Annotated in this window: 25 protein-coding genes and 2 tRNA genes; 9 read left to right on the top strand and 18 right to left on the bottom strand. The window is 72.2% G+C overall.

The window, feature by feature from the left end:
* Positions 1 to 35: 35 nt before the first annotated feature.
* From H7A69_RS05760 to H7A69_RS05740, 5 genes are all read right to left on the bottom strand, one after another.
* Positions 36 to 107 (bottom strand) — tRNA-Arg (locus H7A69_RS05760).
* A gap of 13 nt (positions 108 to 120) precedes the next feature.
* Positions 121 to 1236: an epoxide hydrolase family protein gene (locus H7A69_RS05755; protein ID WP_182046179.1), complete on the bottom strand. Its 1116-nt coding sequence runs from the start codon at positions 1234 to 1236 to the stop codon at positions 121 to 123.
* 247 nt (positions 1237 to 1483) lie between these two features.
* Positions 1484 to 1978 carry an HNH endonuclease gene (locus H7A69_RS05750; protein WP_182046178.1) on the bottom strand — a complete coding sequence of 165 codons (495 nt, stop codon included), beginning with the start codon at positions 1976 to 1978 and terminating at the stop codon, positions 1484 to 1486.
* A gap of 378 nt (positions 1979 to 2356) precedes the next feature.
* Positions 2357 to 3352, bottom strand: coding sequence for a C40 family peptidase (locus H7A69_RS17610; protein WP_182046177.1), 996 nt, complete (start codon positions 3350 to 3352; stop codon positions 2357 to 2359).
* Between the two features lie 291 nt (positions 3353 to 3643).
* Positions 3644 to 4339, bottom strand: coding sequence for a metal-dependent transcriptional regulator (locus H7A69_RS05740; protein ID WP_069713327.1), 696 nt, complete (start codon positions 4337 to 4339; stop codon positions 3644 to 3646).
* Between the two features lie 166 nt (positions 4340 to 4505).
* On the opposite strand from H7A69_RS05740, the gene serC reads away from it, so the two are divergent.
* Positions 4506 to 5624 (top strand): phosphoserine transaminase, encoded by a 1119-nt coding sequence (gene serC / locus H7A69_RS05735; RefSeq protein ID WP_182046176.1) that lies wholly within the window; start codon positions 4506 to 4508, stop codon positions 5622 to 5624.
* Positions 5625 to 5713: 89 nt separating this feature from the next.
* Here the strand turns inward: serC and H7A69_RS05730 are convergent, their stop codons facing one another.
* Positions 5714 to 6418: a DUF3027 domain-containing protein gene (locus H7A69_RS05730; protein WP_182046175.1), complete on the bottom strand. Its 705-nt coding sequence runs from the start codon at positions 6416 to 6418 to the stop codon at positions 5714 to 5716.
* The gene (locus H7A69_RS05725; protein ID WP_182046174.1) at positions 6418 to 6795 is read right to left on the bottom strand and encodes a cold-shock protein; all 378 of its coding nucleotides are present in this window, start codon (positions 6793 to 6795) and stop codon (positions 6418 to 6420) included. The genes H7A69_RS05730 and H7A69_RS05725 overlap by 1 nt, the downstream gene beginning before the upstream one ends.
* 55 nt (positions 6796 to 6850) lie before the next feature.
* On the opposite strand from H7A69_RS05725, the gene H7A69_RS05720 reads away from it, so the two are divergent.
* The 5 genes from H7A69_RS05720 to H7A69_RS05700 all read left to right on the top strand — a co-directional run bounded on the left by H7A69_RS05720 (position 6851) and on the right by H7A69_RS05700 (position 13275).
* Positions 6851 to 7150, top strand: a complete 300-nt coding sequence (locus H7A69_RS05720) for a hypothetical protein (RefSeq protein ID WP_141719005.1) — start codon at positions 6851 to 6853, stop codon at positions 7148 to 7150.
* Between the two features lie 28 nt (positions 7151 to 7178).
* On the top strand, positions 7179 to 8960 hold the full coding sequence (locus H7A69_RS05715) for a helicase-associated domain-containing protein (protein ID WP_182046173.1): 1782 nt from the start codon (positions 7179 to 7181) through the stop codon (positions 8958 to 8960).
* A gap of 101 nt (positions 8961 to 9061) precedes the next feature.
* A complete protein-coding gene (locus H7A69_RS05710) occupies positions 9062 to 10756 on the top strand; it encodes a DNA repair helicase XPB (protein WP_182046172.1) in 1695 nt (564 codons plus the stop codon).
* Positions 10757 to 10811: 55 nt separating this feature from the next.
* Positions 10812 to 11507, top strand: coding sequence for a response regulator transcription factor (locus H7A69_RS05705; protein WP_069713320.1), 696 nt, complete (start codon positions 10812 to 10814; stop codon positions 11505 to 11507).
* A 61-nt stretch (positions 11508 to 11568) separates the two neighbouring features.
* Positions 11569 to 13275: a sensor histidine kinase gene (locus tag H7A69_RS05700; protein WP_182046171.1), complete on the top strand. Its 1707-nt coding sequence runs from the start codon at positions 11569 to 11571 to the stop codon at positions 13273 to 13275.
* Positions 13276 to 13465: 190 nt separating this feature from the next.
* Here H7A69_RS05700 and H7A69_RS05695 read toward each other — a convergent pair whose 3' ends face one another.
* The 7 genes from H7A69_RS05695 to H7A69_RS05665 all read right to left on the bottom strand — a co-directional run bounded on the left by H7A69_RS05695 (position 13466) and on the right by H7A69_RS05665 (position 19377).
* The gene (locus H7A69_RS05695) at positions 13466 to 13993 is read right to left on the bottom strand and encodes a hypothetical protein (protein WP_182046170.1); all 528 of its coding nucleotides are present in this window, start codon (positions 13991 to 13993) and stop codon (positions 13466 to 13468) included.
* 684 nt (positions 13994 to 14677) lie between these two features.
* Entirely contained in the window at positions 14678 to 16297 is a 1620-nt protein-coding gene (groL, locus tag H7A69_RS05690) for a chaperonin GroEL (RefSeq protein ID WP_182046169.1), read from the bottom strand.
* Positions 16298 to 16544: 247 nt separating this feature from the next.
* Positions 16545 to 16748 (bottom strand): cold-shock protein, encoded by a 204-nt coding sequence (locus H7A69_RS05685; RefSeq protein ID WP_022903461.1) that lies wholly within the window; start codon positions 16746 to 16748, stop codon positions 16545 to 16547.
* 170 nt (positions 16749 to 16918) lie between these two features.
* A complete protein-coding gene (locus tag H7A69_RS05680; RefSeq protein ID WP_182046168.1) occupies positions 16919 to 17512 on the bottom strand; it encodes a LytR C-terminal domain-containing protein in 594 nt (197 codons plus the stop codon).
* Positions 17509 to 17802, bottom strand: coding sequence for a DUF3263 domain-containing protein (locus tag H7A69_RS05675; protein WP_223246633.1), 294 nt, complete (start codon positions 17800 to 17802; stop codon positions 17509 to 17511). The genes H7A69_RS05680 and H7A69_RS05675 overlap by 4 nt, the downstream gene beginning before the upstream one ends.
* A gap of 97 nt (positions 17803 to 17899) precedes the next feature.
* Positions 17900 to 18913, bottom strand: coding sequence for a DUF2332 family protein (locus tag H7A69_RS05670; RefSeq protein ID WP_182046167.1), 1014 nt, complete (start codon positions 18911 to 18913; stop codon positions 17900 to 17902).
* Positions 18910 to 19377, bottom strand: coding sequence for a GNAT family N-acetyltransferase (locus tag H7A69_RS05665; RefSeq protein ID WP_182046166.1), 468 nt, complete (start codon positions 19375 to 19377; stop codon positions 18910 to 18912). Before H7A69_RS05665 ends, H7A69_RS05670 begins: the two co-directional genes overlap by 4 nt.
* Before the next feature lie 65 nt (positions 19378 to 19442).
* Here H7A69_RS05665 and msrB point away from each other — a divergent pair, with 65 nt between their 5' ends.
* Together msrB and H7A69_RS05655 are read left to right on the top strand one after the other, a co-directional pair.
* Positions 19443 to 19853: a peptide-methionine (R)-S-oxide reductase MsrB gene (gene msrB / locus H7A69_RS05660; RefSeq protein WP_069713313.1), complete on the top strand. Its 411-nt coding sequence runs from the start codon at positions 19443 to 19445 to the stop codon at positions 19851 to 19853.
* Positions 19854 to 19898: 45 nt separating this feature from the next.
* Positions 19899 to 19971 (top strand) — tRNA-Thr (locus H7A69_RS05655).
* 258 nt (positions 19972 to 20229) lie between these two features.
* Here the strand turns inward: H7A69_RS05655 and H7A69_RS05650 are convergent.
* Together H7A69_RS05650 and H7A69_RS05645 are read right to left on the bottom strand one after the other, a co-directional pair.
* Complete coding sequence (locus tag H7A69_RS05650; RefSeq protein WP_182046165.1) at positions 20230 to 21261, bottom strand: aldo/keto reductase; 1032 nt, start codon at positions 21259 to 21261, stop codon at positions 20230 to 20232.
* A 75-nt stretch (positions 21262 to 21336) separates the two neighbouring features.
* Positions 21337 to 22122, bottom strand: a complete 786-nt coding sequence (locus H7A69_RS05645; RefSeq protein WP_182046164.1) for an alpha/beta fold hydrolase — start codon at positions 22120 to 22122, stop codon at positions 21337 to 21339.
* A 22-nt stretch (positions 22123 to 22144) separates the two neighbouring features.
* On the opposite strand from H7A69_RS05645, the gene H7A69_RS05640 reads away from it, so the two are divergent.
* Complete coding sequence (locus H7A69_RS05640) at positions 22145 to 22927, top strand: NAD(P)H-hydrate epimerase (protein ID WP_182046163.1); 783 nt, start codon at positions 22145 to 22147, stop codon at positions 22925 to 22927.
* A gap of 9 nt (positions 22928 to 22936) precedes the next feature.
* Here H7A69_RS05640 and H7A69_RS05635 read toward each other — a convergent pair whose 3' ends face one another.
* Both H7A69_RS05635 and H7A69_RS05630 read right to left on the bottom strand, forming a co-directional pair.
* Positions 22937 to 23878 carry a 2-deoxy-5-keto-D-gluconate 6-phosphate aldolase domain-containing protein gene (locus H7A69_RS05635; RefSeq protein ID WP_182046162.1) on the bottom strand — a complete coding sequence of 314 codons (942 nt, stop codon included), beginning with the start codon at positions 23876 to 23878 and terminating at the stop codon, positions 22937 to 22939.
* 34 nt (positions 23879 to 23912) lie between these two features.
* The gene (locus H7A69_RS05630) at positions 23913 to 25055 is read right to left on the bottom strand and encodes a glycerol dehydrogenase (RefSeq protein WP_182046161.1); all 1143 of its coding nucleotides are present in this window, start codon (positions 25053 to 25055) and stop codon (positions 23913 to 23915) included.
* Between the last annotated feature and the right edge of the window lie 70 nt (positions 25056 to 25125).

The raw sequence follows: 25125 nt of genomic DNA, 5'->3' as shown, positions 1-25125 counted from the left end.
GTGGAGAACCCGGCCCGGTCCGGCTCGAGAAAATGTGCCCCTGGAGGGACTCGAACCCCCAACCGTTTCCTTAGGACGGAACTGCTCTTCCGTTGAGCTACAGAGGCTGGCCCCACCACTCTAGCGGCGGATCGCCCCGCGGTACGGCTCCAGGAACGTCCGGAGCTCCTCGACGTACAGCTCCGGCACCTCGAACGGTGCGAAGTGCCCGCCGCGCTCGAGTTCCCGGTGGTACACGAGGTTCGTCGTGCGCTCGAGCCACTCCCGCGGCGCCCGGACGATGTCGCCCGGGAACACCGAGAAGCCGGACGGCACCTCGACCCGACGGGACAGCTGCGCCGCCGGGATCGCCGCGTTCGCGTGGTACATCCGCATCGCCGACCCGATCGTCGCCGTGGCCCAGTACTCGGTCAGGAGTGCGAGCACCTCGTCCCGCGTGTACACCGACCACAGGTCGCCGCCGCAGTCGCTCCAGGACCGGAGCTTCTCGACGATCCACGCCGCGAGCCCGGCCGGCGAGTCCGTGAGGCCGACCGCGGCGGTCTGGGGCTTCGTGCGGTGCATCATCGCGTACGCGCCCTCCGCCGTGCGCCACTGCTCCGTCGCACGCACGAACGAGCGCTCCGCGGGCGACAGCTCGGTCTCGTCGAGCCCCGGCCAGGCCAGGCCGCCGTCGATCCGGTGCACGGCGACGACCCGGTCGGGGTGGTCGAGCGCGAGGTACCGGGCGACGTGCGTGCCGATGTCCCCGCCGGACACGGCGAAGCGCTCGTACCCGAGGTCGGTCATGAGCGTGGCCCACATGCCGGCGACCTCGCGGGCGTCGAGCACCCGCGGCGGCGCGTCCGAGAACCCGTACCCGGGCATGTCCGGCACGACGACGTCGAACCCGGCAGCGACGAGCACCGGCAGCACCTTCCGGTACCGCCACCCTGAATCCGGCCAGCCGTGCGCCAGCAGCAGGGGCAGCGGGTCCTCGGTGTCCGCCCGGGCATGGAGCACGTGCAAGTCGATCCCGTCGACGGCCACCCGGCGCGAGGGCAGTGCCGCCAGCGCCGCCCGGTGCGCGTCGAAGTCGAAGCCGTCGGCCCAGTACTCGACGAGCGGCCGGAGCTCGTCCACGTCGACGCCCAGCGACCACCCGGTGCCGGCGGGTGCGTCCGGCCAGCGCGTGGCACGGAGCCGGGTGCGGAGGTCCTGGATGGTGGCGTCGTCGATCACCGGCGTCTCGCTCATGCTGCGCACGCTACGCCCGCCCGTTCCTTCCCACGACGGTCGCGATGGGAAGCGGGATCGGGCGTACCTGGTGGTCCGGAACGACCAGGTACCCCCGACCCGCCCCGGTACGCCCGGAACCACCCGGCAGCAGCGCCCAGCGCCCACCGGCACCAGCGCCCGCACGACCGCGACCGCGGACGGACGGGAGGCGCGTGGCGACCCCGCCACGCGCCTCCCGTCCGTCCCGACGCGACCCGACTGACCGCTACGCGGCCACCAGGTACTCGTCCCACTCCGACTGCGGACGCTCGATCCCGCGCACGGCCCAGGACGCCCCGTGCGGTGCCTTCGGCCGGAACCGGAGGCGCCACCCCATCTCCTGCGGCGTGCGGTCGCCCTTGGTGTTGTTGCACGCCAGGCAGCAGGCGACGAGGTTCTCCCACGAGTCCTGGCCGCCCCGTGACCGCGGCTGCACGTGGTCGATCGTGGTCGCGTGCCGACCGCAGTAGGCGCAGTGGTTGCCGTCACGCCGCAGGACCCCGCGGCGCGAGACGGGCACGAGCCGCGCGTGGGGGATGCGGACGTACCGGGTGAGGATGATGACGGACGGTCGGTCGAAGCTCGTCGTCGACCCGGTGACCGGGTGGTCGGCGTCGGCGGCGACGATGGCGGCCTTCTGGTTCATGACCAGCACGAGGGCCCGTCGGTCCGAGATCACCGCGAGGGGCTCGTAACCGGCGTTGAGGACGAGAGTGCGCATGGGTTCCCTTCCGACGGTGCCTGGACGGCTTCCAGGCGCTGCGGGTGCGTCGGGCCGAGCGTCGCCGACAGGGGACCGCGGTCTGCGACCACGCCCGGAACCGCGAAGAGCACCACCCGGATGGGCAGTGCTCTCGTCAGACAGGGGCGTGATGGTGCACGCAGGGGGCGGTCGACCGTATGTCCACGAGCGCGCGCCGACCCGTGGTGCGGGTCGTGCGGAACGCTGACATGAGGTCTCCCGTGTTCGGGCCGGATCGGACCGGTGCGGGACCAGGCTACGTCAGGAACCGGCCCAGCACGAGGGTGTGCGGGCCGGTTTCCGGGAGTGTTCACGGGAACGACACGAGGGCCGTCCGACGTGGTGCGCGGGCTGGCGTCAGATGCCGAAGCGGACGATGTGGTAGTCGCTCGTCCAGATCGGGCGGATCGAGACGGCACCGCCGGGCTTCGGCGCGTCCATGATCATGCCGTTGCCCATGTAGAAGCCGTCGTGCGCCTCGTTGTTGAAGATGACCACGTCGCCGGGCTGCGCCTCGGACTCGGGGATCGTGGTGCCGGCCTGGTCCTGCAGCGGCACGGAGTGCGCGAGGCTGATGCCGTACTGCGCGTACACGTACATGACGTAGCCGGAGCAGTCGAAGCCGGACGGGTCGGCGCCGCCGAAGACGTACGGGGTGCCGATGTACTGCTTCGCGGTCGCGACGACGGCCGGGAGCGAGAACGGGGTGTTCGCGGCAGTCGCCGACGTGGCGATCTCGTCGGCGCTCGGGCCGCTGTACGACGAGTACTGCTTCGCGGTCTGGGCGCGCGCTGCCTGCGTGGCGGCCGCGTCCGAGGCCTGCTTCGCCGCGGCCTGCTGCGCTGCCTTCGCGGCGGCCTGCTGCGCTGCCTCGGCGTCGAGCGTCGACTGCGCGGTGGCACCGAAGCCGTCACGCGAGGTCCCGGCGAGGGCGACGGCGTCGGAGACCGAGAACTGTTGCGCCTCGGCGGCACGGACCTGGCGCTGCGCGGTCGCGGCGTCGGTCCCGGTCTGCTGCGTCGCCGCGAAGGCCGGGGCGACGGCGACGGTGCCGAACATGCCGGCGGCCACGGTGAGCACCACCGGGGCGAGGAAGCGACGCTTGCGGGCCGCAATGCTCGCCTTGGCGGTCTCGGCGGCGCGGGCGGCCTGCGCGGCACGGCGTCCGCCGGGCAGCGGGGCGTCGCGGACCGGGGTGACGCGGCGGACCGGCGTCGAGGCCTCGCGGGCTGCTCGTCGGGTGAGCGGCGCGGCGGTGGCGTCCGCGGTGGTCGTGCGGGCTGCGGCCATCGGAAGGGCGGGCGTCGGAGCTGCGGGCGTCGGGGCGTCCGCGGCGGAACCGGTCTGCGTCAAGGGCGGTGTCTCCGGCGTCTCGTCCCCCGTCTCCGCCTGGGTGGGGCGGAGGGGTGGACCCCATCCGTTCGTCATCGTCTCCGATCCAGGCAGGAGACGGGTCGAGACGTCCTGCCACGGGTCCTGGGCCTCTGTGGGCGGCCCGGGGACTCGACGAGTGTACGTGGGGGCCGTTACCTTGTCGAGACGAAACGACCGTTCGGTAACGGAACGATCACGAAGCCCTGGTCAGGAGCGGGACCCGGGCGCCAGCATGAGCCCATTCTCAGGCTCGGGTGGCTCCGGCTCGCCTCAGGAGCGCTCGATGTAGACGTGCTGGGCGACCTCGGTCGGCAGCTCGATGCCGGCGTCCTCGCCCTCGACCCGGACAGCCACGTACGCCCCGGCACGCTGCACGCTCGCGACGCGACCGGGCATGACGCCCGCGATGCGCAGCTGGTGCAGCAGCTCCGGTTCGAACTGCACGGGCTCCCCGAGACGCCGCACGACACCGGTCGCCACCGCGTCGGTGCCGTCCGTCGCCGCGACGATGTTCTGCACGCCGTCGAGGAAGTGTCCGGCGGTGGGACCGCCGATCTCGGCGAGCCCGGGGATCGGGTTGCCGTAGGGGGACTCGGTCGGGTTGCCGAGCATCTCGAGCAGGCGGACCTCGACCTGCTCGCTCATCACGTGCTCCCACCGGCAGGCCTCGTCGTGCACGAACGCCCAGTCGAGCCCGATGACGTCGGCGAGCAGGCGTTCGGCGAGCCGGTGCTTCCGCATCACGTGGGTCGCGCGGGAGCGTCCCTCGCCGGTGAGCTCCAGGTGCCGGTCGCCGGAGACGACGACCAGGCCGTCGCGCTCCATGCGGGCGATGGTCTGCGAGACCGTCGGACCGGAGTGCCCCAGCCGCTCGGAGATGCGCGCGCGCAGCGGGACGATCCCCTCTTCCTCGAGGTCGAGGATCGTCCGCAGGTACATCTCCGTGGTGTCGACGAGATCGGTCACGCGTGTCGCCTCTCATGTCCGGGACCAGCCCGGTCCACCCTACTTGAGCACGACGACGAGGCGGCACCGCCGGCACGCTGGACGGACGGGAGGCACGGCGCACCTCCGCCCCGTCCGGCCGGTCCAGGGGCGGGAGCGCTGGGATACCACTGGCTAGGATCGGCGCATGGCAGACATCGTCATCCCCGCTGAACTCCTCCCCACCGACGGACGCTTCGGCTGCGGCCCGTCCAAGATCCGTGGCGCACAGCTCGAGTCCCTCGTGACCCGCGGGGCGACGATCCTCGGCACGTCCCACCGCCAGAAGCCCGTCAAGGACCTGGTCGGCAGCGTCCGCCGTGGCCTGGCCGACCTCTTCCAGCTGCCGGACGGCTACGAGGTCGTCCTCGGCAACGGCGGCTCCACCGCGTTCTGGGACGCCGCCGCCTTCGGGCTCGTCGAGCGCCGCGCCGAGAACCTGTCCTTCGGCGAGTTCGGCTCCAAGTTCGCCAAGGCCGTGCAGACCCCGTGGCTCGAGGCGCCGCACGTCGTCGAGGCACCCGGCGGCTCCCTCGCCGCACTCGAACCGGTCGAGGGCGTCGACGTCTACGCGTACCCGCACAACGAGACCTCGACCGGCGTCATGGCCCCGGTCGTCCGGGCCGAGGGCGACGCGGGCGCACTGACCGTCGTCGACGCCACGAGCGCCGCCGGCGGTGCGGCGTTCGACGTCTCCGCGACGGACGTCTACTACTTCGCCCCGCAGAAGAACTTCGCGTCGGACGGTGGCCTCTGGCTCGCGCTGTTCTCCCCCGCCGCGCTCGAGCGCGTGGAGCGGATCGCCGCGAGCGACCGGTACGTGCCCGAGTTCCTGTCGCTCAAGAACGCCGTCGACAACTCCCGGCTCGACCAGACCCTCAACACCCCGGCGCTCGCGACCCTGCTGCTGCTCGACGACCAGATCGGCTGGATCAACGAGTCCGGTGGCCTGGCGTGGGCGGACACCCGGACGCGGACGTCGTCCTCGACGCTGTACGACTGGGCCGAGGCCTCCGACTACGCGACGCCGTTCGTGACGGACCCCGCAGCCCGGTCGCAGGTCGTCGCGACCATCGACCTCGACGACTCGGTCGACGCGATGGCCGTGGCCGCGACGCTCCGCGCGAACGGGATCGTCGACACCGAGCCGTACCGGAAGCTCGGCCGCAACCAGCTCCGCGTCGCGACCTTCACGGCGATCGACCCGGACGACGTCGCGAAGCTCGTCCGGGCGATCGACCACGTCGTCGACGCGCTGCGCGGCTGACGCACCAGCACGACGGACGGGAGGCGCGGTGCCGGCTGGCACCGCGCCTCCCGTCCGTCGTCCGTCAGGTCCGACCGGGTGACCCGCGGTCAGGCCCCGTGGCGCTCCGGGTCCGTCTCCCCCGGGTCGAGCCGGTCGACCTCGAGATCCTCGTCGGGGTCGGTCGGACGGACGCGGGACGCCCGGCGGCGGGCGCCGCGGGAGCGCGTCGGGACGGTCTCCTCGTCAATGGCGTCGCCCTCGTCCTGCTCGGCGTCGTCCTGCTCGGCGGCAGCGTCCACGTCGACCCCGTCGAGCTCGTCGTCGTCCGACTCCCCGAGGTCGTCCTCGTCGTCGTCGAACTCGTCGTCGTCGGCGTCGTCGTCGTCGTCCGAGGCGTCGTCGTCCGCCTCGTCGTCGTCCGGGTCCTCGTAGTCGGCTTCCTCGTCGGCGTCCTCGTCGAGGTCGTCGTCGTCGCCCTCGTCGTCGCCCTCGTCGTCCGACTCGTCGTCGTCGCCCTCGTCGTCCTGTCCGGCGCGGTACTCCGCCATCCGGTCGGCCCACGGCACCCACTCCGGCGCGACCAGCGACCCGTCCCCCGGCATGAGCTCGACCTCGAGCACGGTGGGCTCGTCGCCCTCGACCTGCGCGACCGAGACCGTCCAGCGCCAGCCGGGGTAGCCGGGCATGCGGTTCGCGAAGAGGACGGAGACGACCCCGTCGCCCTCGTCGACCGTGCCGACCTGCTGACCGACCGTCGACTCGGGCGTGACCTCGAGCAGCGCCGTGCGCGCGAGCTCCGTGACGTCCTCCATCAGGCGTCCAGCTGGTCTGCGACGTGGCGCAGGATCGCGGCGAGACGCTCGCCGTTCTTCGGGTAGTGACCGCGGCGGAGGTCCCCGCTGATCCTGTCGAGCTCCTTCACGAGGTCCTCGACGATCACCGCCATGTCGTCCGCCGAGCGCCGGGAGCGCTTCGACAGCGACGGCTGGGTCTCGAGCAGCCGCACGGTCAGCGCCTGCGAGCCCTTCTTGCCCTGCACGACGCCGTACTCCAGGCGCGTGCCGGCCTTGACCGAGGTGGTTCCGTCCGGCAGCGAGGACGCGTGCAGGAACACGGGTTCGCCGTCGTCGCCGGTGATGAACCCGAAGCCCTTCTGCTCGTCGTAGAACTTGACCTTGCCGGTGGGCATGCGTGGTCTCCTCGTGGTCGTGGAACGGCCGTGGTGCGTCGGATATCCTGGGCCGATGGCCAAGCCGACCCGATCCACCGGGACCCCCCGCGAAGCAGCGGAGCCCTCGATGACGTTCAATCGTACCGAACGCGTCCTCGGGTTCATGATCGGTGGGATCTTCGTCGCCGGCATCCTCTGCATCATCGCCATGGTCGTGATGTGGTTGACGGTGCCGAGCGCCAACGGCTCGATGCCCTGGCCGGTCATCATGGCGATCCCGCTGATCGGTCTGCCGATCGGGATGGTGCTCGTGATCGTCCTGCTCGGCATCACGTGGTCGAAGCGCGCCCGCGAGAACCGGTCGGCACGCTGATCCCCCGCGCCGACCGTCGGGGCGGACGATGACGACCACCGCCGACCTGGCCGCCCGCCTCCGGGCGATGCCCGACGACGAGCTCGAGCGGCTCGTCGTCGCCCGACGGCTGCCCGCAGCCGTCCTCGCCGACTCCGGGCCCCAGCACGCGTCCGACTTCTTCGACCTGGCCGAGGCGCTCCGCACCGACGACGCGGTGGACGCCGCGCTCGAGCACCTGCCGCGCGCCACGCTCCTCGCGCTCCGCGACGGCGCCGCGGACCCCGACGCACTGGCACCTGCGGTCGCACTCGGCCTGGCGGACGACGCGGGCGCCGTCGACGACGCGGTCGCCGCCCGCCTGGCCGCCTCCCCCGAGGTCACGGCGCTGCGGACGGGAGGCACGGAGGAGCCCCGCCCCGCGGCCGCCGCTCCGGAGACGGCCGACACAGCCACAGACACCGATCCGGCCCGCGCCCGTGCCACCGGAGCGGAGCGCGCCTTCGCGACGATGACGGTGCTCGCCGAGCTGCTGCGCGCGGTCGACGCGGGCGAGGTCCGCGAACTGGTCAAGGGCGGCATCGGCACACCGCTCGCCCGGACGCTCGGCGAGCGCGTCGGCGCCGAGCCCGAGGTGGTGCCGGACCGCCTGGCCCTGCTCGGTCGGACGAGTCTCGCGGACGCCGGCGAGGGCCGGTGGAGCGTCACGGACGACGGTCGCTCCTGGCTCGGCACCGCCTGGCCGGAGCGCTGGGTCGACCTCGCGACGCGGTGGTGGCGGTCGCTCGACCCCGCCGTCCACGACGTGCTCGCAGCCGCGGACGACGACCTCCGCGACCTGGTGTCCGTCGGGCGCTGGGCGTTCCCGGCCGGGGCGCGCTGGCTCGACGCGGTCCTGCTCGACGTCGGCGGCACGGCCGAGGTCCTCGGCACCGCCGTCGACGGCCGGGTGACCCCGACCGGCCGTGCGGTGCTCGACGGCGACGTCGCGGCGGCCACGGCGGACCTGCCGCCGACCGTCGAGGGCGTGTACCTGCAGCACGACCTGACCGTCATCGCTCCCGGCCCGCTCTCCCCCGCGGACGACGAGGCGCTCCGGAGCGTCGCCGACCTCGAGGCGCCCGGCCTCGCCGCGCGGTACCGCGTCTCGGAGGACTCCGTCCGCCGTGCCCTCCGCGCGGGTGCGACCCGCGACGACCTGCTCGCGCTGCTCGACCGCCTGTCCGCGACCGACGTGCCCCAACCGCTGCGGTACGTCGTCGACCAGGTCGCGGCGCGCGACGGGGGCATCGTCGTCGATGTGGACCCGACCGGTACCGGGACACGGGTGGTCGGGACGCCCGACCAGCTCGACCTGGTCGGGGTCGACGCCGAGCTGCGGCAGCTGGGCTGGGACCGCCTCGACCTGACGACCCTCGCGACCGCCCACCCGCCGCACGTGGTGCACGCGGCGCTCGAGGAGCAGCGCTACCCGGCCGTGCTGACGGCCGCGGCCCGACCCGTGACGCAGGACGCGCCTCCCGTCCGTCGCCGTGCCGCCGGGCGGACGCCGGAGCAGGCCGCCCGCGCGCTCGTGGAGCGGCTGCGGCTGACGACCGAGCGCGGCGAGGCGGAGCCGGAGCAGGAGTGGCTCGGTCGGCAGATCGACCTGGCGGTGCGCGGCAAGACGCCGATCCGGCTCACGGTGCGGATGCCGGACGGCTCCGAGCGGCCGTTCTCCATCGTGCCGACGTCCGTCGCGGCCGGCCGCGTGCGGGGCCGCGACACCGCGGTGGACGTCGAGCGCACGCTGCCGCTGTCGCTCGTCGTGGCGGTCGACAGCGAGGCGTGAGGCCCCGGGCCGTCCTGCACACCCGTGCCGGAGGGGCCGGTTCTCCACCACAGCGCGCTGACGGCGACTGCTCGCAGGCGCGCCGCCTAGGCTGATCCGTCATGAACGGACCGCTGATCGTGCAGAGTGACCGCACCGTGCTCCTCGAGGTCGCCCACCCCGACGCCGAGGACGCCCGGCACGAACTCGCGGCCTTCGCCGAGCTCGAACGCGCGCCCGAGCACGTGCACACGTACCGCATCACGCGGCTCGGTCTGTGGAACGCCCGCGCGGCCGGACACGACGCCGACTCGATGACCGGCACGCTCGAGCGGTTCGCCAAGTTCCCGGTCCCGCAGAGCGTCACGGTCGACATCCGCGACACGGTCTCGCGGTACGGACGACTCGTCATCCGGCGCGAGGAGCGCGAGGACGCCCCGGCGATCGCGAACTCCCCGACCGAGGAGCTCGAGCGCCAGCCGGTCCTGCTGCTCACGGCGGAGGACCCGGCGGTGCTCGCCGAGGTGACCCGGTCGAAGCGCATCAAGCCCCTGCTCGGCGACCAGCGGTCCCCGAACGAGGTCGCGCTGCAGCCGTGGGCCCGCGGTCAGGTCAAGCAGGAGCTGGTGAAGCTCGGCTGGCCGGCGGAGGACCTGGCGGGCTACACGCCGGGGCAGCCGCACCCGATCGACCTCGACACCGAGTCGTGGCACATGCGTCCGTACCAGGAGCAGGCCGTCGACACGTTCTTCGCGCAGGGGTCCGGCGTCGTCGTGCTGCCCTGTGGTGCGGGCAAGACGCTGGTCGGCGCCGGGGCGATGGCGACCGTCAAGGCGACGACGCTCATCCTCGTCACGAACACCGTCTCCGCGCGGCAGTGGCGCGACGAGCTGCTCCGCCGCACCACGCTCACGTCCGAGGACATCGGCGAGTACTCCGGCACCTCGAAGGAGATCCGACCGGTCACCATCGCGACCTACCAGATCCTCACCGCCCGTCGGAAGGGCGAGTACACGCACCTGTCGCTGCTCGACGCGCTCGACTGGGGGCTCATCGTCTACGACGAGGTCCACCTCCTGCCCGCACCGGTGTTCAAGCTGACCGCCGACCTGCAGGCACGTCGCCGGCTCGGGCTCACGGCGACGCTCGTGCGCGAGGACGGTCGCGAGAGTGACGTCTTCTCGCTCATCGGGCCGAAGCGCTACGACGCCCCGTGGAAGGAGATCGAGGCCCAGGGGTACATCTCCCCCGCTGCCTGCTACGAGGTCCGCATCGACCTGCCGCACCAGGACCGCCTGGAGTACGCGGCGTCCGGTGACGACGAGCGCTACCGCCTCGCCGCGACCTCGCCGGCGAAGACCCCGGTCGTGCGCGAGCTCATCGGCAAGCACCACGGCGAGCAGATCCTCGTCATCGGGCAGTACATCGACCAGCTCGACGAGCTCGCCGCGTCGCTCGACGCCGCGGAGATCACGGGGTCGACCCCCGTCGACGAACGCGAGCGGCTGTTCCAGGCGTTCCGCGAGGGGTCCATCGACGTCCTGGTGGTGTCGAAGGTCGCGAACTTCTCGGTCGACCTGCCGGACGCCACGGTGGCGATCCAGGTGTCCGGCTCGTTCGGCTCACGGCAGGAGGAGGCCCAGCGGCTCGGCCGACTGCTCCGGCCGAACAAGGACGGTCTGCCGGCGTCGTTCTACACCCTCGTGGCACGGGACACGGTGGACCAGGACTTCGCGCAGAACCGGCAGCGGTTCCTCGCCGAGCAGGGGTACGCCTACACGATCCTCGACGCCGACCAGGTCCTGGCTGCCGCGTAGCCACCACACGTCCCGCTCCCAGGAAACCTCTAGGGAACGGTCAGAGGATGGTTCCATGACCGATGGCCCCAAGATCCTGATCGTCGACGACGAACCGAACATCCGCGACCTCCTCACGACCTCGTTGCGCTTCGCCGGGTTCGCCGTCCGCGCGGTCGGCAACGGTGCCCAGGCGATCTCCGCCGTGCTCGAGGAGGAGCCCGACCTGATCATCCTCGACGTCATGCTCCCCGACATGAACGGCTTCGGCGTCACCAAGCGCCTCCGGTCGTCGGGCTACACCTCGCCGATCCTGTTCCTCACCGCGAAGGACGACACCGAGGACAAGATCACCGGACTCACGGTCGGCGGCGACGACTACGTGACGAAGCCGTTCTCCCTCGACGAGATCGTCGCGCGCATCAAGGCCATCCTGCGTCGCACGATGAACGACGAAGAGGACGCCATCATCCGCGCGGGCGAGCTCACGATGGACCAGGACACGCACGAGGTCACCATCGGCGACGCGCAGATCGAGCTGTCCCCGACGGAGTTCAAGCTCCTGCGCTACCTCATGCTCAACCCGAACCGGGTGCTGTCGAAGGCGCAGATCCTCGACCACGTGTGGGAGTACGACTTCAACGGCGACGCGGGCATCGTCGAGTCCTACATCTCGTACCTCCGGCGCAAGCTCGACCAGTACTCGACCGAGCCGATCATCCAGACGAAGCGCGGGTTCGGCTACATGCTGAAGGCCACCAAGGCGTCCTGACGTCGGGCACACGGCGACCGTCCGGTTTCACCGGGCGGTCGCCGCTTATCGTTGGGGCAGCATGCACACGCGAATGAGCCGCTGGTGGGACGGGATCTCCCTGCGCACGAAGATCACCGGGATCACGGTGCTCCTCGTCGCGCTCGGACTCCTCGTCGCGGGGCTCGGCACCATGACGGTGCTGTCGACGTACCTCATGCAGCAGCTCGACAACACGGTCAAGCAGACGACCGAGCAGCTCGAGGGCCAGAACATCAGCGACGGCCAGCAGTACTGCACGCTCTCGATCGTGCTGTCGCAGAGTGCCTACGTCGCCGCGTACGACGCCCGCGGCGACCAGATCTGCCAGACGCGCGCGGCCAGCCGGCCGGACATCCGCAGCCTCGACTTCCCCGCCGCGGCCCAGTCGTCGCAGCGGTTCTCGCTGTACGACAGCCAGCACAACCACGAGTGGCGGGCCCAGGTCATCCCCGCGTCGCTGCAGAACCAGTCGAGCGGGACCTCGGAGACGGGCTTCGTGCTCGTCGCGGTGTCGAGCGCCGACACCGACCAGACCATCGCCCGGTTCACGGTGATCTTCCTGGGCTTCGGCATCTCGGTCATCCTGCTCGGCGCGATGCTCACGCGGTTGCTCGTGACGGCGACCTTCGACCCGCTGCGCGACGTCGAGGACACCGCGGCACGCTTCGCCGCGGGCGACTTCAACCAGCGCCTCGAGGCGGACACCCCGAACACCGAGGTCGGCCGCCTGAACCGCTCGCTGAACGCGATGCTCGAGCGCATCGACTCGGCGTTCGAGGACCGCGAGCGCACCATCGCACAGATGCGCCGCTTCGTCGGGGACGCCTCGCACGAGCTCCGGACGCCACTGGTGTCCCTCCGCGGGTACGCCGAGCTGTACCGCATGGGTGCCCTGCGCAAGGACGAGGACGTCGCCCAGGCGATGGACCGCATCGAGAAGGAGGCCCAGCGCATGGGCCTGCTCGTGCAGGACCTGCTCCAGCTCGCCCGGATCGACGAGTCCAAGCCGCTCGAACTCGGGCCGGTCGACCTCGTCGCGATCGCGCGCGACTCGGCGCTCGACACCATGGCCTCCAACCCGGACCGCGAGATCCAGGTGCTCGTCGAGGACTCGGTGACGGGCGTGAGCGTGCCGCAGGCCGTGCGGCCGGTCAGCACCGAGGGCTCGGACACCGGCGAGGCCCCGGTGTCGCCGCCCTCCGCCAACACCACCGGTCCGATCGCGTTCTCGCGGCAGACCATCGCGCGCCTGCGTGCCCGTCGGACCCGGGCCATGGGCCTCGACGGATTCGAGCCGTCCGACGAGACCTCGCCCCTGCCGACGGTCGTGCTGCCCGCCCGTCCGCCGATCGTCCTCGCCGAGGAGAACAAGATCCGGCAGATCGTGACGAACCTCATGGGCAACGCGATGCGGTTCACCGAGCACGACGACCCGATCGAGATCGGCATCGGCGTCGACGACGAGCGCGGCATGGCCCATCTCGACGTCATCGACCACGGCGAGGGCATCCCGCCGCAGCTGCGCGAGAAGATCTTCCAGCGCTTCTGGCGGGCCGACACCTCCCGCGCCCGCGACACCGGCGGCTCCGGCCTCGGCCTGGCGATCGTCTCCGGCATCGTGCACGCGCACCGCGGCTCCGTCGAAGTCTTCGACACCGAGGGCGGCGGCGCCACCTTCCGCGTCTGGCTCCCCCTGCTCCCCCGCGACTACACCCCCACCCACGCGTCCCCGGCCCCCGGCGCCTGACGCCGCCGGCGGGCGCGGCCGCGCGGCCCTGCCCCGCCCACCCGCTGCGCCCGCCCGTCCCGAGGGCGGCCGCCGCCGAGGTTCCGCAATTCTGCGCTCTCGGCGCGCACGACCGCGTTCTGTGCGACCGCGGCGCCACTCACGCGGCGTGTTGTGGGACCTCGCCGGCAGAGACCGTGCGCGCCAGCCCTCACCGACCGCTGCGGTCCTCGAGTCGCCGCTGCACGAAGGCCTGCCGGAGCCGCTCCAACAGCACGGCTGGGCGGGAAGCGTCCGCCGCCGTGGCGTGGATGAGGATCCACCCGTTCACGGAGAAGCCGTTCGACCGACGTCGGTCGTGCTGGAACGTCGGGCGGTCACGATGGTGGTCGCCGTCGTACTCCAGCCCGATCCGCAGCCTCGGCCACGCGAGGTCGACCCGCCCCAGGAACGTGCCGGAATCGTCGGACACGTCGACGTTCACCTCCGGTTCCGGGAAGCCCGCGTCGACGACCGTGAGTCGGAAGCGGGTCTCCATCGGGGACTCGACTCCGCTCCTCACCCGGTTCAGCGCGATGCGAGCGGTGTGGGCCGAGCGCGCGCCGGCGACGATCGCGCGACGCAGGTCGTCGGCGGTGGCCGGGCCGTCCGGGCCGACGAGCGCATCTCCGACGACGACGAGCTCCTCGTGCGTCAGGAGCGACGCGCACTCGAACCACGCGCGGCCTGGTGCGCTCACCCGAACGCCTCGGACGGTGGCGACTGCGACGTCTCCTCGAGCGCGGTGACCGATGACCTGAGGACGACGCATGACCGGCGCCGTGCCGATCGATGACACGTGCACCGGTCCTCCGTCGAACCGTGGAGGTAGCGGGACTCCCCAGAGTCGGGCTGCACTGACGTGGCTGACGAACTGGTCCGACCGGAGCACCGTCGCCACCGCCTCGACCAACTCGAGTGGCAGTTGCGCAGGAGCGCGGACACCGTGCAGGGGTGCCCGCAGGTCCTTCCTGGTGAGTCGAGTCCGCGTCGCGCCCTCGGCCAGTGCATCACGCACCCGGAACGGTCCGGCACCCGTTTCCAGCTCGATCCGACTCCCCATGGACCGAGCATCGTGCACGTTTCGCCGGTGGTGACCGCCTACCCGGGTGCCTGTGGAGAACGACGTGCGCCGTGCCTCCCGGCCGACACCCGCGACGGGAGTCCACCGAGGTTCCACGACTTGCCGTGTGAGGCGCGCCGAGGTCCCACGCCTGCGGCGAGCAGCACGCGAGATGTCGTAATTCTGGAACCTCGCGACTCACGTGCCCGCGCCCGCTCGGCCCGCTCGGCCCGCTCGGCCGCCCCGCCCCGCCCCGCCCCCGCCCCGGCACGCGGAAAGGCCCCGCACGCGCAGCGTGCGGGGCCCTTCCGTCAGGACTGCCTAGAAGTCCATGCCACCCGTGGGGTCGCCGGCCGGCATGGCCGGGTTCTTCTCCGGCTTGTCGGCGACGACGGCCTCGGTGGTCAGGAACAGACCGGCGATCGACGCAGCGTTCTGCAGCGCCGAGCGCGTGACCTTGGCCGGGTCGATGATGCCCGCGGCGACGAGGTCGACGTACTCACCGGTCGCGGCGTTGAGGCCGTGACCCGACTCGAGCTCGCGGACCTTGGCGGCGACGACGCCCGGCTCGAGACCGGCGTTCAGGGCGATCTGCTTGAGCGGCGCGTCGATGGCGACGCGGACGATGTTCGCACCGGTCGCCTCGTCACCCTGCAGGTCGAGCGAGTCGAGCGCGACGGACGCCTGGATGAGGGCGACGCCACCACCGGCGACGATGCCCTCCTCGACGGCGGCCTTCGCGTTGCGGACGGCGTCCTCGATGCGGTGCTTGCGCTCCTTGAGCTCGACCTCGGTCGCGGCACCCGCCTTGATGACGGCCACGCCACCGGCGAGCTTCGCGAGGCGCTCCTGGAGCTTCTCGCGGTCGTAGTCCGAGTCGGTCGCCTCGATCTCGGAGCGGATCTGACGGACGCGGCCCGCGATCTGCTCGTCGTCGCCGGCACCCTCGATGATCGTGGTCTCGTCCTTGGTGATGATCACCTTGCGGGCCTTGCCCAGCAGGTCGAGGGTCGCGTTCTCGAGCTTGAGGCCGACCTCTTCCGAGATGACCTGGCCACCGGTCAGGATCGCGATGTCCTGCAGCATGGCCTTGCGGCGGTCACCGAAGCCCGGAGCCTTGACGGCGACGGACTTGAAGATGCCACGGATCTTGTTCACGACGAGGGTCGCGAGGGCTTCGCCGTCGACGTCCTCGGCGATGATGAGGAGCTGCTTGCCCGCCTGGATCACCTTGTCGACGACCGGGAGCAGGTCCTTGATGTTGGAGATCTTCGAGTTGACGATGAGGATGTACGGGTCCTCGAAGACCGCCTCCTGGCGCTCCGGGTCCGTGACGAAGTACTGCGACAGGTAGCCCTTGTCGAAGCGCATGCCCTCGGTCAGCTCGAGCTCGGTGCCGAAGGTGTTCGACTCCTCGACGGTGACGACGCCCTCCTTGCCGACCTTGTCGATCGCCTCGGCGATGAGCTCACCGATGGTCGGGTCGGCGGCCGAGATCGACGCGGTCGCGGCGATCTGGTCCTTGGTCTCGATGTCCTTCGCGTTGGCGAGGAGCTGGTCGGAGACGGCGGCGACGGCCTTCTCGATGCCGCGCTTGAGCGACACGGGGTCGGCACCGGCGGCGACGTTGCGGAGGCCCTCGCGGACGAGCGCCTGGGCGAGCACGGTCGCGGTGGTCGTCCCGTCACCGGCGACGTCGTCGGTCTTCTTGGCGACCTCCTTGACGAGCTCCGCGCCGATCTTCTCGTACGGGTCGTCGAGCTCGATCTCCTTGGCGATGGAGACACCGTCGTTCGTGATCGTGGGGGCGCCCCACTTCTTCTCGAGGACGACGTTGCGGCCGCGCGGGCCGAGCGTCACCTTCACGGCGTCGGCCAGGGTGTTCAGGCCGCGCTCGAGGCCACGACGGGCCTCCTCGTCGAAAGCAATGATCTTAGCCATGTGAGTTTCTCGTCCCTCCCGGACGTCGTGCATGGGGGTCCTGCTGGCACTCAGCGTGAGCGAGTGCCAACGCCGATTCTGGCACTCGCCGGTTGCGAGTGCAACACAGCCGGGAGGCACGGGTCGACTTCCCAGGACACACCCCGCCCGGCGTTGACCACCGCGGCCACGCGGACGGCGCGGCCCGCCGGACACGACGAACGCGCCGCCCCCGAGGGGACGGCGCGTTCGCAGTGGTTCCGGGACGTCAGGCGGGTCGGACGGACTCGGCCTGCGGCCCCTTCGAGCCGGTGCCGACGTCGAACGTGACCGCCTGCCCCTCCTCGAGGACCTTGTAGCCCGACATGTCGATCGCCGAGTAGTGCACGAACACGTCCTGGCCCCCTCCATCGACGGTGATGAAGCCGAAGCCCTTCTCGGCGTTGAACCACTTCACGGTTCCGTTGGCCATGATCTCTTGCTCCCTGGTGCTGCTGGTGCGAACGACGCAGTCGCCGTCTGGCGACGACTCTGCTGGAACGCACGCGGGAGGGCAAGAGGTGTGACGTTGTTTCACGACGATGCCGTCAGAAATCAACGTGTCGGAAACACGCCCGACACACGGGCGGTCGCCGATCGGGATCAGCCGCGGTAGTCCGCCCCGAGCACGACGCTGACGTCGGCGTTCGGGAAGGCGGCGGACTGCTGCACGGCCGTGATGCCGAGCGCGTTCGCGATGCCCTGCGCCACCGCCTGCTGGTCGGCCTGCTGGTAGTACACGACCGACCCGGTGGCCCCGGTCGTACCGGCGTCGCCGGTCGAGGTCACGCGCCACCCGGCACTCGTCAGCGCCGTGCTGCCCCGGGCGGCGAGCCCGGTCGTGGTCGTGCCGTTCAGCACGACGACGCTCGTCGAACCCTGGTCGGCGGACGTCGCGGCGCTCGGTGCCTGCGAGGCGGAGGACGAGGACGACGCCGACGGCTCCCCGGACGGCGCGGCCGACGCGGAGGCCGAGGCGCTGGGCGTCGACGACGGCGAGGCCACGCCCGGGAACGACGTGCTGCCGTTCAGGAGCGCGAGCACGAGGACCCCGACGAGCACCAGGACGCCCGTGGCGAGCGCGGCCCAGGCGAACGCGATCCACCCGCGACCACGACGACGGGCACCACGGTGCGCGCCGACCCGGGGCCCGTCGGTCGCGTCGTCGAACCGGTCTCGCGGGAATCTCTGGGTCATCGTTCCTCTTCACGGGGATCGGGCGCGGGGGCGACGAAGGCGCGTGCCGCTCGTGCGCGGGTGCGTGCGTGCCGCAGGCGCTGCAGGCGTCCGACCAGCTGCGGGTCGAGGACGAGGGCGGCGGGCAGGTCGATCACGCGGTTGAGCACCTGGTAGTAGCGCGCCGGCGACATGTCGAACTCGACGCGGATGTCGGCTTCCTTCGTGCGGTCGTGCTGCGCCCGGTCGTGCTCGAACGCGAGCACGCGCTGGTCGAGCTCGCTGAGCTCGTCGGTGGGGAGGGCGGTCACGGCACTTCCGGTCACGGTCGGGTCACGGGTCTCGCACATCGTAGGGGTGGTCCGGGGCCGGACCCTGGCACGCGGCTGGACTGTCGCGAAGCCCGGTTCAGGCGAGCGGCCGGCGGAACCAGCGGACGCGGAGGCCGAACGGGTCGCAGACGGCGAGGGCGACACCGTCGAGCGAGACCGTCGCGAACGCGGCCGGGTCCGACTGGTCGACGTCGTCGGGCAGCGTCGCGGCCACACCGCCGAGGATGCCGGTGCGTTCGAGGGCGATCCAGTGCACCCGCCGCTCCCGCAGCCGGTCGACCACGCGCTGCCGGTCGGCGCCGGGCACGTAGACCAGCGTGCCCGTCGTCAGGACGACGGGCCGCACTCCGTCCGGCAGGGCGTCCAGTGCACGGTCGAGGTCGCCGGGCAGCGTCCCGCGGATCCGGACGGGAGGCACGGCGAGCGTCGCGCGCGCCGCCTCGCGCATCAGGGCGGTGCGGTCCGTCGCCTCGGGCGGGACCGCCTCGACCAGCCGCGCGAACGCGTCCGGGTCGCCCGGGTCGATCGGTGCCGGGTCGAGGGCGACCCGGGCTCCGATCCGGACCGGCACCGTCGCGGGTGCCGGGACCGTGCCCCGGACCTCGACGGTGAGGTGCAGGGCGGGGTCCTCCAGCGCGGTCGCGAACCGGACGGTGGCGTCCCCGGTCCGGTGGTCGAGCGTCACCCGGTCCGGGATCGAGCACAGCCCGGCGGCCGCACCGGCGTCGACGAGGCCGAGCGGCCGCGGGTCGCCGGTCCGCGCCGCGGCCGCGGCGAGCGCCGCGAAGAGCGGGACGACGGGTCCGAGCCGCCGCGGGTCGTTCGCCTGCACCGTGGCGGTCGCGAGGGCGCTCGTGAAGGGGAGCGGAGCCTCCCGTCCGAGCGCGCACAGCGCCCCGGGGTCCGACGGGTCGGCGCCGAGCCGCCGGGCGACCGCGAACACGAGTTCGGGCTGCCGCTGCTGCTCGGGCACGGTGTCGAGCAGCGCGACCAGGCCGTCGTCGACGGACCGGGCCCACGCGGCGTACGACGGCGAGACCGCGGCGATGCGGTCCGCGTAGGCGGCGTAGCGCTGCCGGGTGCTCGTCACGGGCGGTGCATGCCGACGTGACGGATGCCGGCCTCGTCGTACGGCTCCCCGAAGCGGACGAAGCCGTGCCGCTCGTACAGCCCCGCGACGTACTCCTGCGCGTGCAGGGCGAACGGTTCGTGCCCGTGCCGGTCGAGCACCGCGGCGACCAACCGACCCGCGATCCCCTGCCCGCGGTGGTCCGGGTGCGTGGCGACCCGTCCGATCACCCACGCCGGCGGCTGGAGACCCGACGGGTGCGCCTCGTCCCGGGCGGGCCGGACGAGCCGGAGGTACCCGACCGGATCGGCGTCCGCTCCGAACCACCAGTGCTCCGTCTCGGGCTCGCGGTCACGGCCGTCGAGGTCCTCGGCGGTGACGCGCTGTTCGAGCGCGAAGACGCGGTTCCGCAACCGCACGATGCCGTACAGTTCGTCCGTCGTCAGGCGGGTCCAGCGGACGTGGCGCACGGAATGCTCGGACATCGTGGCGAGTTTACTGAAGGGGTCGGGCACCACCATCGAGCCTCGACCGGAAGCAGGAGGAAGCAATGGCGTACAACGTCGACAAGTCCGACGCCCAGTGGCGCGAGGAGCTCTCCCCGGACCAGTACGCCGTGCTCCGGCAGGCCGGGACCGAGCGTCCGTGGACCGGTGAGCTGCTCGACGAGGAGCGCGCCGGCATCTACACGTGTGCGGCGTGCGGCAAGGAGCTCTTCAAGAGCGGTACGAAGTTCGACTCCGGCTGCGGCTGGCCCTCGTTCTACGAGTCGGTCGACCCCGAGGCCGTGCAGCTCATCGAGGACAAGTCCCTCGGCATGGTCCGCACCGAGGTCCGCTGCGCGAACTGCGGCTCGCACCTGGGCCACGTGTTCCCCGACGGCTTCGGCACGCCGACCGGCGACCGGTACTGCATGAACTCGCTGTCGCTGAACTTCTCGGCGGACTCCTCGGCCGAGTGACCCCCCGACGCGCCCGTCGTGTCCGCCGCTAGGATGGGCGCGTCAGCCGGCATGGCGCAATTGGTAGCGCACCGTACTTGTAATACGGGGGTTGCGGGTTCGAGTCCCGCTGCCGGCCCCGGTACGAAGACGAAGGGCCCGGACGGAAGCCGTCCGGGCCCTTCGGCGCGTGGAACGCGGATCAGGGGGCGTTCCGGGCGCTCGACGCGGTAACCAGCCGGTCGTCCCTCGATGGTCGCACCGTTCGGCGTCCCGCGACCACCGATCCTCCCGGTTCCGCGGGTTCCCGCACGGATCTGCAGGAAGCGGCTGCCCCGTCTGCGTCCGGGCTTGGCGGTCGCCGTGCGGTTGCCCGACGACCGCCCGGGACGGACGCTCAGCGCCCGCCCGTGATGCGCCGCTCGCGCTGGGCGACGCCGGCCGTGCCGTACGGGTAGTCGTCGATGCGCGGTGCGCTGGCGTCCGTCAGGCTGCGGAGCTCCTCGTCCGTGAGCACGAGGTCGGCCGCACCGAGGTTGTCCTCGAGCTGCGACACCGTGCGGGCACCGAGGATGACGCTCGTGACCGCCGGGCGGGCGAGCAGCCAGGCGAGGGCGACCTGCGACCTCGACGCACCGTGCGCGTCGGCGACGGCGGACACCGCGTCGAGCACCTGCCACGTGCGCTCGTCCGCGTTCCGGGCCTCCCACGCCTCCATGCCGCGCTTCGGGTCCTCGCCCAGGCGGGTCGCGCCGGTGGGGGCCTCGTCGCGCTGGTACTTGCCGGAGAGCCACCCGCCGGCCAGCGGCGACCAGGGCAGCAGGCCGATGCCGGCGTCGAGGCAGGCCGGGACGACCTCGTGCTCGATGTCGCGGACGAGCAGGTTGTACTGCGGCTGCAGCGTCACCGGCGGCGCCCAGCCGTGGGCCTTCGCCTCGTAGACGGCCTTCGTCACCTGGTAGCCGAGGTAGTTCGAGAACCCGTAGGTGCCGATCTTGCCGGCGGACACGGCGTCGTCGAGGAAGCGGAGGGTCTCCTCGATCGGCGTCAGCGCGTCCCACGCGTGCATCTGGTACAGGTCGATGTGCTCGACGCCGAGCCGTTCGAGCGAGGCGTCGAGGGCGACCCGGAGGTGTCGGCGGGACAGCCCGAGGTCGTTCGGGCCGTCGCCCTGCGGGAAGCGGCCCTTCGTGGCGAGGACGACCTGCTGCGCCTCGGTCGGGTGCGCGGCGAGCCATCGGCCGATGATCCGCTCGGACTCGTTGCCCGAGTAGACGTCCGCCGTGTCGACGAGGGTGCCGCCGGCGGCGACGAACGTGTCGATGATCTGGTGGGAGGTGGGTTCGTCGGCTTCGCTGCCGAACGTCATGGTGCCGAGGGTCAGCGTCGACACCGATGTCCCGCTGTTGCCGAGGAGTCTGTAGTCCATGGGCGGGACGCTACGCCCGGTCGGCTGGCCCCGAGGGGACCCGCCAGTACCCGTCAGGGGAAGCGCACTGCCCGGTCAGCGCCCCTGGGACAGGAAGGCGATCGCTCGTTCGCGGAAGTCGCGCGACGTCGGCGCATTGAAGTGGTTCCGCCGCGGGATCTCGAAGAACGACGCGTCCGGCGCCGCCTCGGCCAGGCGCACCGCGCTGTCCCGGATGCCGTCCTCGCTGCCCGCCGCCATCAGGATCGGCTGCGCCGGTGCGTTCTCGGGCGTCGGCTCGACGCTGTTCCGCATCCCCTCGACCATCGCCACGAGCGCCCGCAGGTCGTTCCCCTCGACGTTCGCGGCCATCTGCAGGTACCCGCGCGTGACGCGGTCCTCGACGGGCGTGCCGTCGGCGATGTACGCCTTCGCCTGGTCGACCGCCACCCGTCGCATCGGGTCGGCGTCGGGGATCCCGCCGAGCACGGCCCGCGAGATGCGGTCGGGGATCTGCTCGGCGGTGTGCCAACCGACCCGGGCGCCGAGCGAGTACCCGAGGAAGGCGACGTCGGTGAGCAGGTACGTGTCGACGACCGTCGTGACGTCGGCGACGAGCAGCTCCATCGAGTACGCCGACGGGTCGTGCGGCTTCGACGACGCCCCGTGGCCGCGCTGGTCGAGCGCGACGACCCGGTAGCCGGCGCGGACGAGGTCGCGGGTCCACCCCGAGGCGTGCCAGTTGAGGACGGCGCCGGAGGCGAACCCGTGCACGGCCACCACGACGGGGGCGTCCGGGTCACCGAAGTCGTACGTCGCGAGCTTCAGGCCGTCCGGGGACATCACGGCACGGGGACGGGGCGCTTCGGGGACGAGTGACATGTCCCCACCAGGCTACCGGGGCATGGTGGTCCCCATGGACGGCTACGGCGGCGATCAGGTCCGGGCGGCGGAGCGGCCGCACCTCGAGGCGGGCGAACCCCTCATGCAGCGTGCGGCGGACGGGCTCGCCCGCATCGTGGGCGACCTGCTGGACGACCCGGCGGTGCGCCCGCAGGACGGGTCCGGGTCCGTCCTGCTCCTGGTGGGCAGCGGCGACAACGGCGGTGACGCCCTGTTCGCGGGTGCGCGGCTGGCGTCGGCCGGGAGGCACGTGGCGGTGCTGCGCGTCGGCGCACGGGTCCACGAGGCGGGCCTGGCAGCGGCGCTGGACGCCGGGGCGCGCCTCCTGGACGGCCCGTCGGACCCCGGGGCGGACCGTGACGACGCGGGCGCTGCCGACATCCTGCGGGCGGCTGCGACGTCGGACGCCGAGCGCCTGGCGGCGGTCGCCGCCGAGGCCGCCGCGGCGACCGACCTCGTGCTCGACGGCATCCTCGGCATCGGCGCCGGCGGCGGCACACCCCTGCGCTCTCCCGCTCGGCAGGTCGTCGACGCGATCCGCGAGCTCGCCCGCGACCAGCGCGCCCCGTTCGTCGTCGCCGTCGACGTGCCGAGCGGCATCGACGTCGACACGGGTGCCGTCGCGGACGAGCACGTGCTGCACGCCGACGTCACGGTGACGTTCGGCGGGGTGAAGGCGGGCCTGCTCACCGGCCCCGGCGCGACGCTCGCCGGTCGGATCGAGCTCGTCGACGTGGGCATCGGTGCGGACCTGGCGACCGTGGAGCCGCTGGTCCGCACCTGATCGGTGGTGTCAGGCCGCGCCGGCGTCGACCCCGTCGACCACGTCCGGACGGGCCTCGAGCCAGGTGTCGACGAAGTGCCGGTAGTTCGCGGCGATGAGCTGCTCGGCCGCCTCGTGGTCGAGTCCCTGCTGCACGACGTCGTCGAGGGCGTCCTCCCAGTTGCTCCGACCGATCGCGAAGCCGACGAACCCGTCGACGGGTGCCGCGGTGCGGAGCCAGTGGTCGAGCTGCTCCTCGGGGGCGTCCCGACCGAGCACGATGCACTGCACGCCGTCACGACCACCGGCACGGGCTGCGGCCACGACGCGCTCGGCGTCCTCGGCGCGGTCCAGGCCCTCGAGCTTCCACACGTCGGGCTCGACGCCGTGCTCCTGCAGGAACCCGATCGACTCGACGACGAGCCCGGGGCGGACGTCGCGGTCGTAGTCGTCGGCCTGCGCCTGCTGCTCGTCGGTGCCGGGCACGAGCAGCTCGACCAGGAACGCCCGGTCGGCGTCGTGCAGCGTGCGGGAGACCTCGGCGAGCCGCTCGGCCTGCGCCGTCCGGTCGTCGGCGTCGAAGGCGGGGTTGTCGCGGACGAGCACCTTCACGAAGTCGGGGTCGAACGAGTCGACGTGCGCGATCCAGTCGTCGCCGTACTCGAGCTCGAACCAGGCGCGACCGGAGCGCTCGATCGGCATCGCGAGCTGGAGGCCGGCCTCCCGGACCAGCCGGGCGACGTCGGCGCCGTACCGCTCGTCGACGAGGACGCCGGTGCGTGTCCGCGATGCCCCCGCGGCGAGCGCCGTCAGGACTCCGCGGTAGACCAGCTGCTTGCCGGCGCGGACGCGCTGGGCGTCGGCCTCGTCGGCCGGTTCGCCGGACTCGTCGCCGTAGGTGTGCTCGAGGAGCGAGGAACGCTGGTCCATCGCGAGGAGGAAGAGGGGGTGCTGTTCGTCGAGGTCGGCCATGCCGCCATGCTGCTCGCACCCCCTCGGTGCGGACTCAGTGGGCGCGGTACAGCTCCGGCGCCGGCAGCCCGTGGGCGGCACGGATGCTGCGCGCGATGCCCTCGATCGCGACGAGCGCGTCGACGACGGCCTCGGCGGTGACGGGGAACGGCATGTTGTGGATGGTCTCGCCCTCCACGGTGGCGGCGTCGGCGACCGCCCGCAGGACGTCGCGGTCGTCGACCGTCAGACCGATCTCGGTGAGCGTGTTCGGCAGCCCGACCTTCGTGGTGAACACGACGAAGTCCTCGATCTCCTCGGCGGGGGCGCCCTCGAGGACGAGCTGCGCGATCGTGCCGACGTTGACCTTCTGCCCGTGCGCGAGCCCGTGCGCCTGGGGTGCGGCGGTCAGGCCGTTGTGGATCGCGTGCGCCGCGGCGAGCCCGCCCGACTCGAAGCCGAGGCCGGAGAGGAGCGTGTTCGCCTCGACGACCTTCTCGAGCGCGGGCGTGACGACCTTCGCCTTCACGGACTCGATCGCCTGGAGCGCGTTGTCGTGCAGGAGCTCCCACGACAGCTTCGCGAGGGCCACACCGGTCTCGGTCTGCAGCCCACCCGCCATCGTGTCGGCGTTCGCGCGCTTCGCAGCCCGGGCCTCGACCCAGGTCGCGAGGGCGTCGCCGATGCCCGCGACGAGGAACTGCACGGGGGCGTTGGCGACGAGCTTCGTGTCGATGAGCACGAGGTCGGGGTTGTGCGGGAAGAAGCGGTACTCGATGAACTCCCCCTCCTCCGAGTAGACGACCGCGAGCGCGGAGGTCGGGGCGTCGGTGCTCGCGGCGGTCGGCACGCTCGCCCAGCGGATGCCGGCGAGGTGCCCGGATGCCTTCGCGGCGTCGATCGCCGAACCGCCACCGAGGCCGACGACCACGTCGCTGTCGGTCGCGCGGATCGTCTCGACGAGGTCGTCGATGGCCTGCGGGGTGGCGAACCGACCGAAGCCGACGCGCTCGACGGGCAGGTCGGCGTCGGCGAACGAGGTGCGCACGGCCTCCTCGACGATGCCCCAGACGACGTCGTCCGCCACGAGGAGCGGGCGTCGGCCGATCGGGGCGACGAACTCGCCGACGCGGGTGATCGCGTCCTTGCCCTGCACGTAGCGGGCGGGGCTCATGACGGTGCTGATCGGAGTGGCCATGGTGCTGCTTCCTTCCGGGTGGTGACGAGCGCTTGCACGACAGGTGTCGGCTCAGACGACGAGCCCGACG

Source organism: Curtobacterium sp. ME26, from assembly GCF_903970945.1.
In the GTDB taxonomy this organism is placed as follows: domain Bacteria; phylum Actinomycetota; class Actinomycetes; order Actinomycetales; family Microbacteriaceae; genus Curtobacterium; species Curtobacterium citri.
This window is presented reverse-complemented; position numbering and strand designations above follow the sequence as displayed.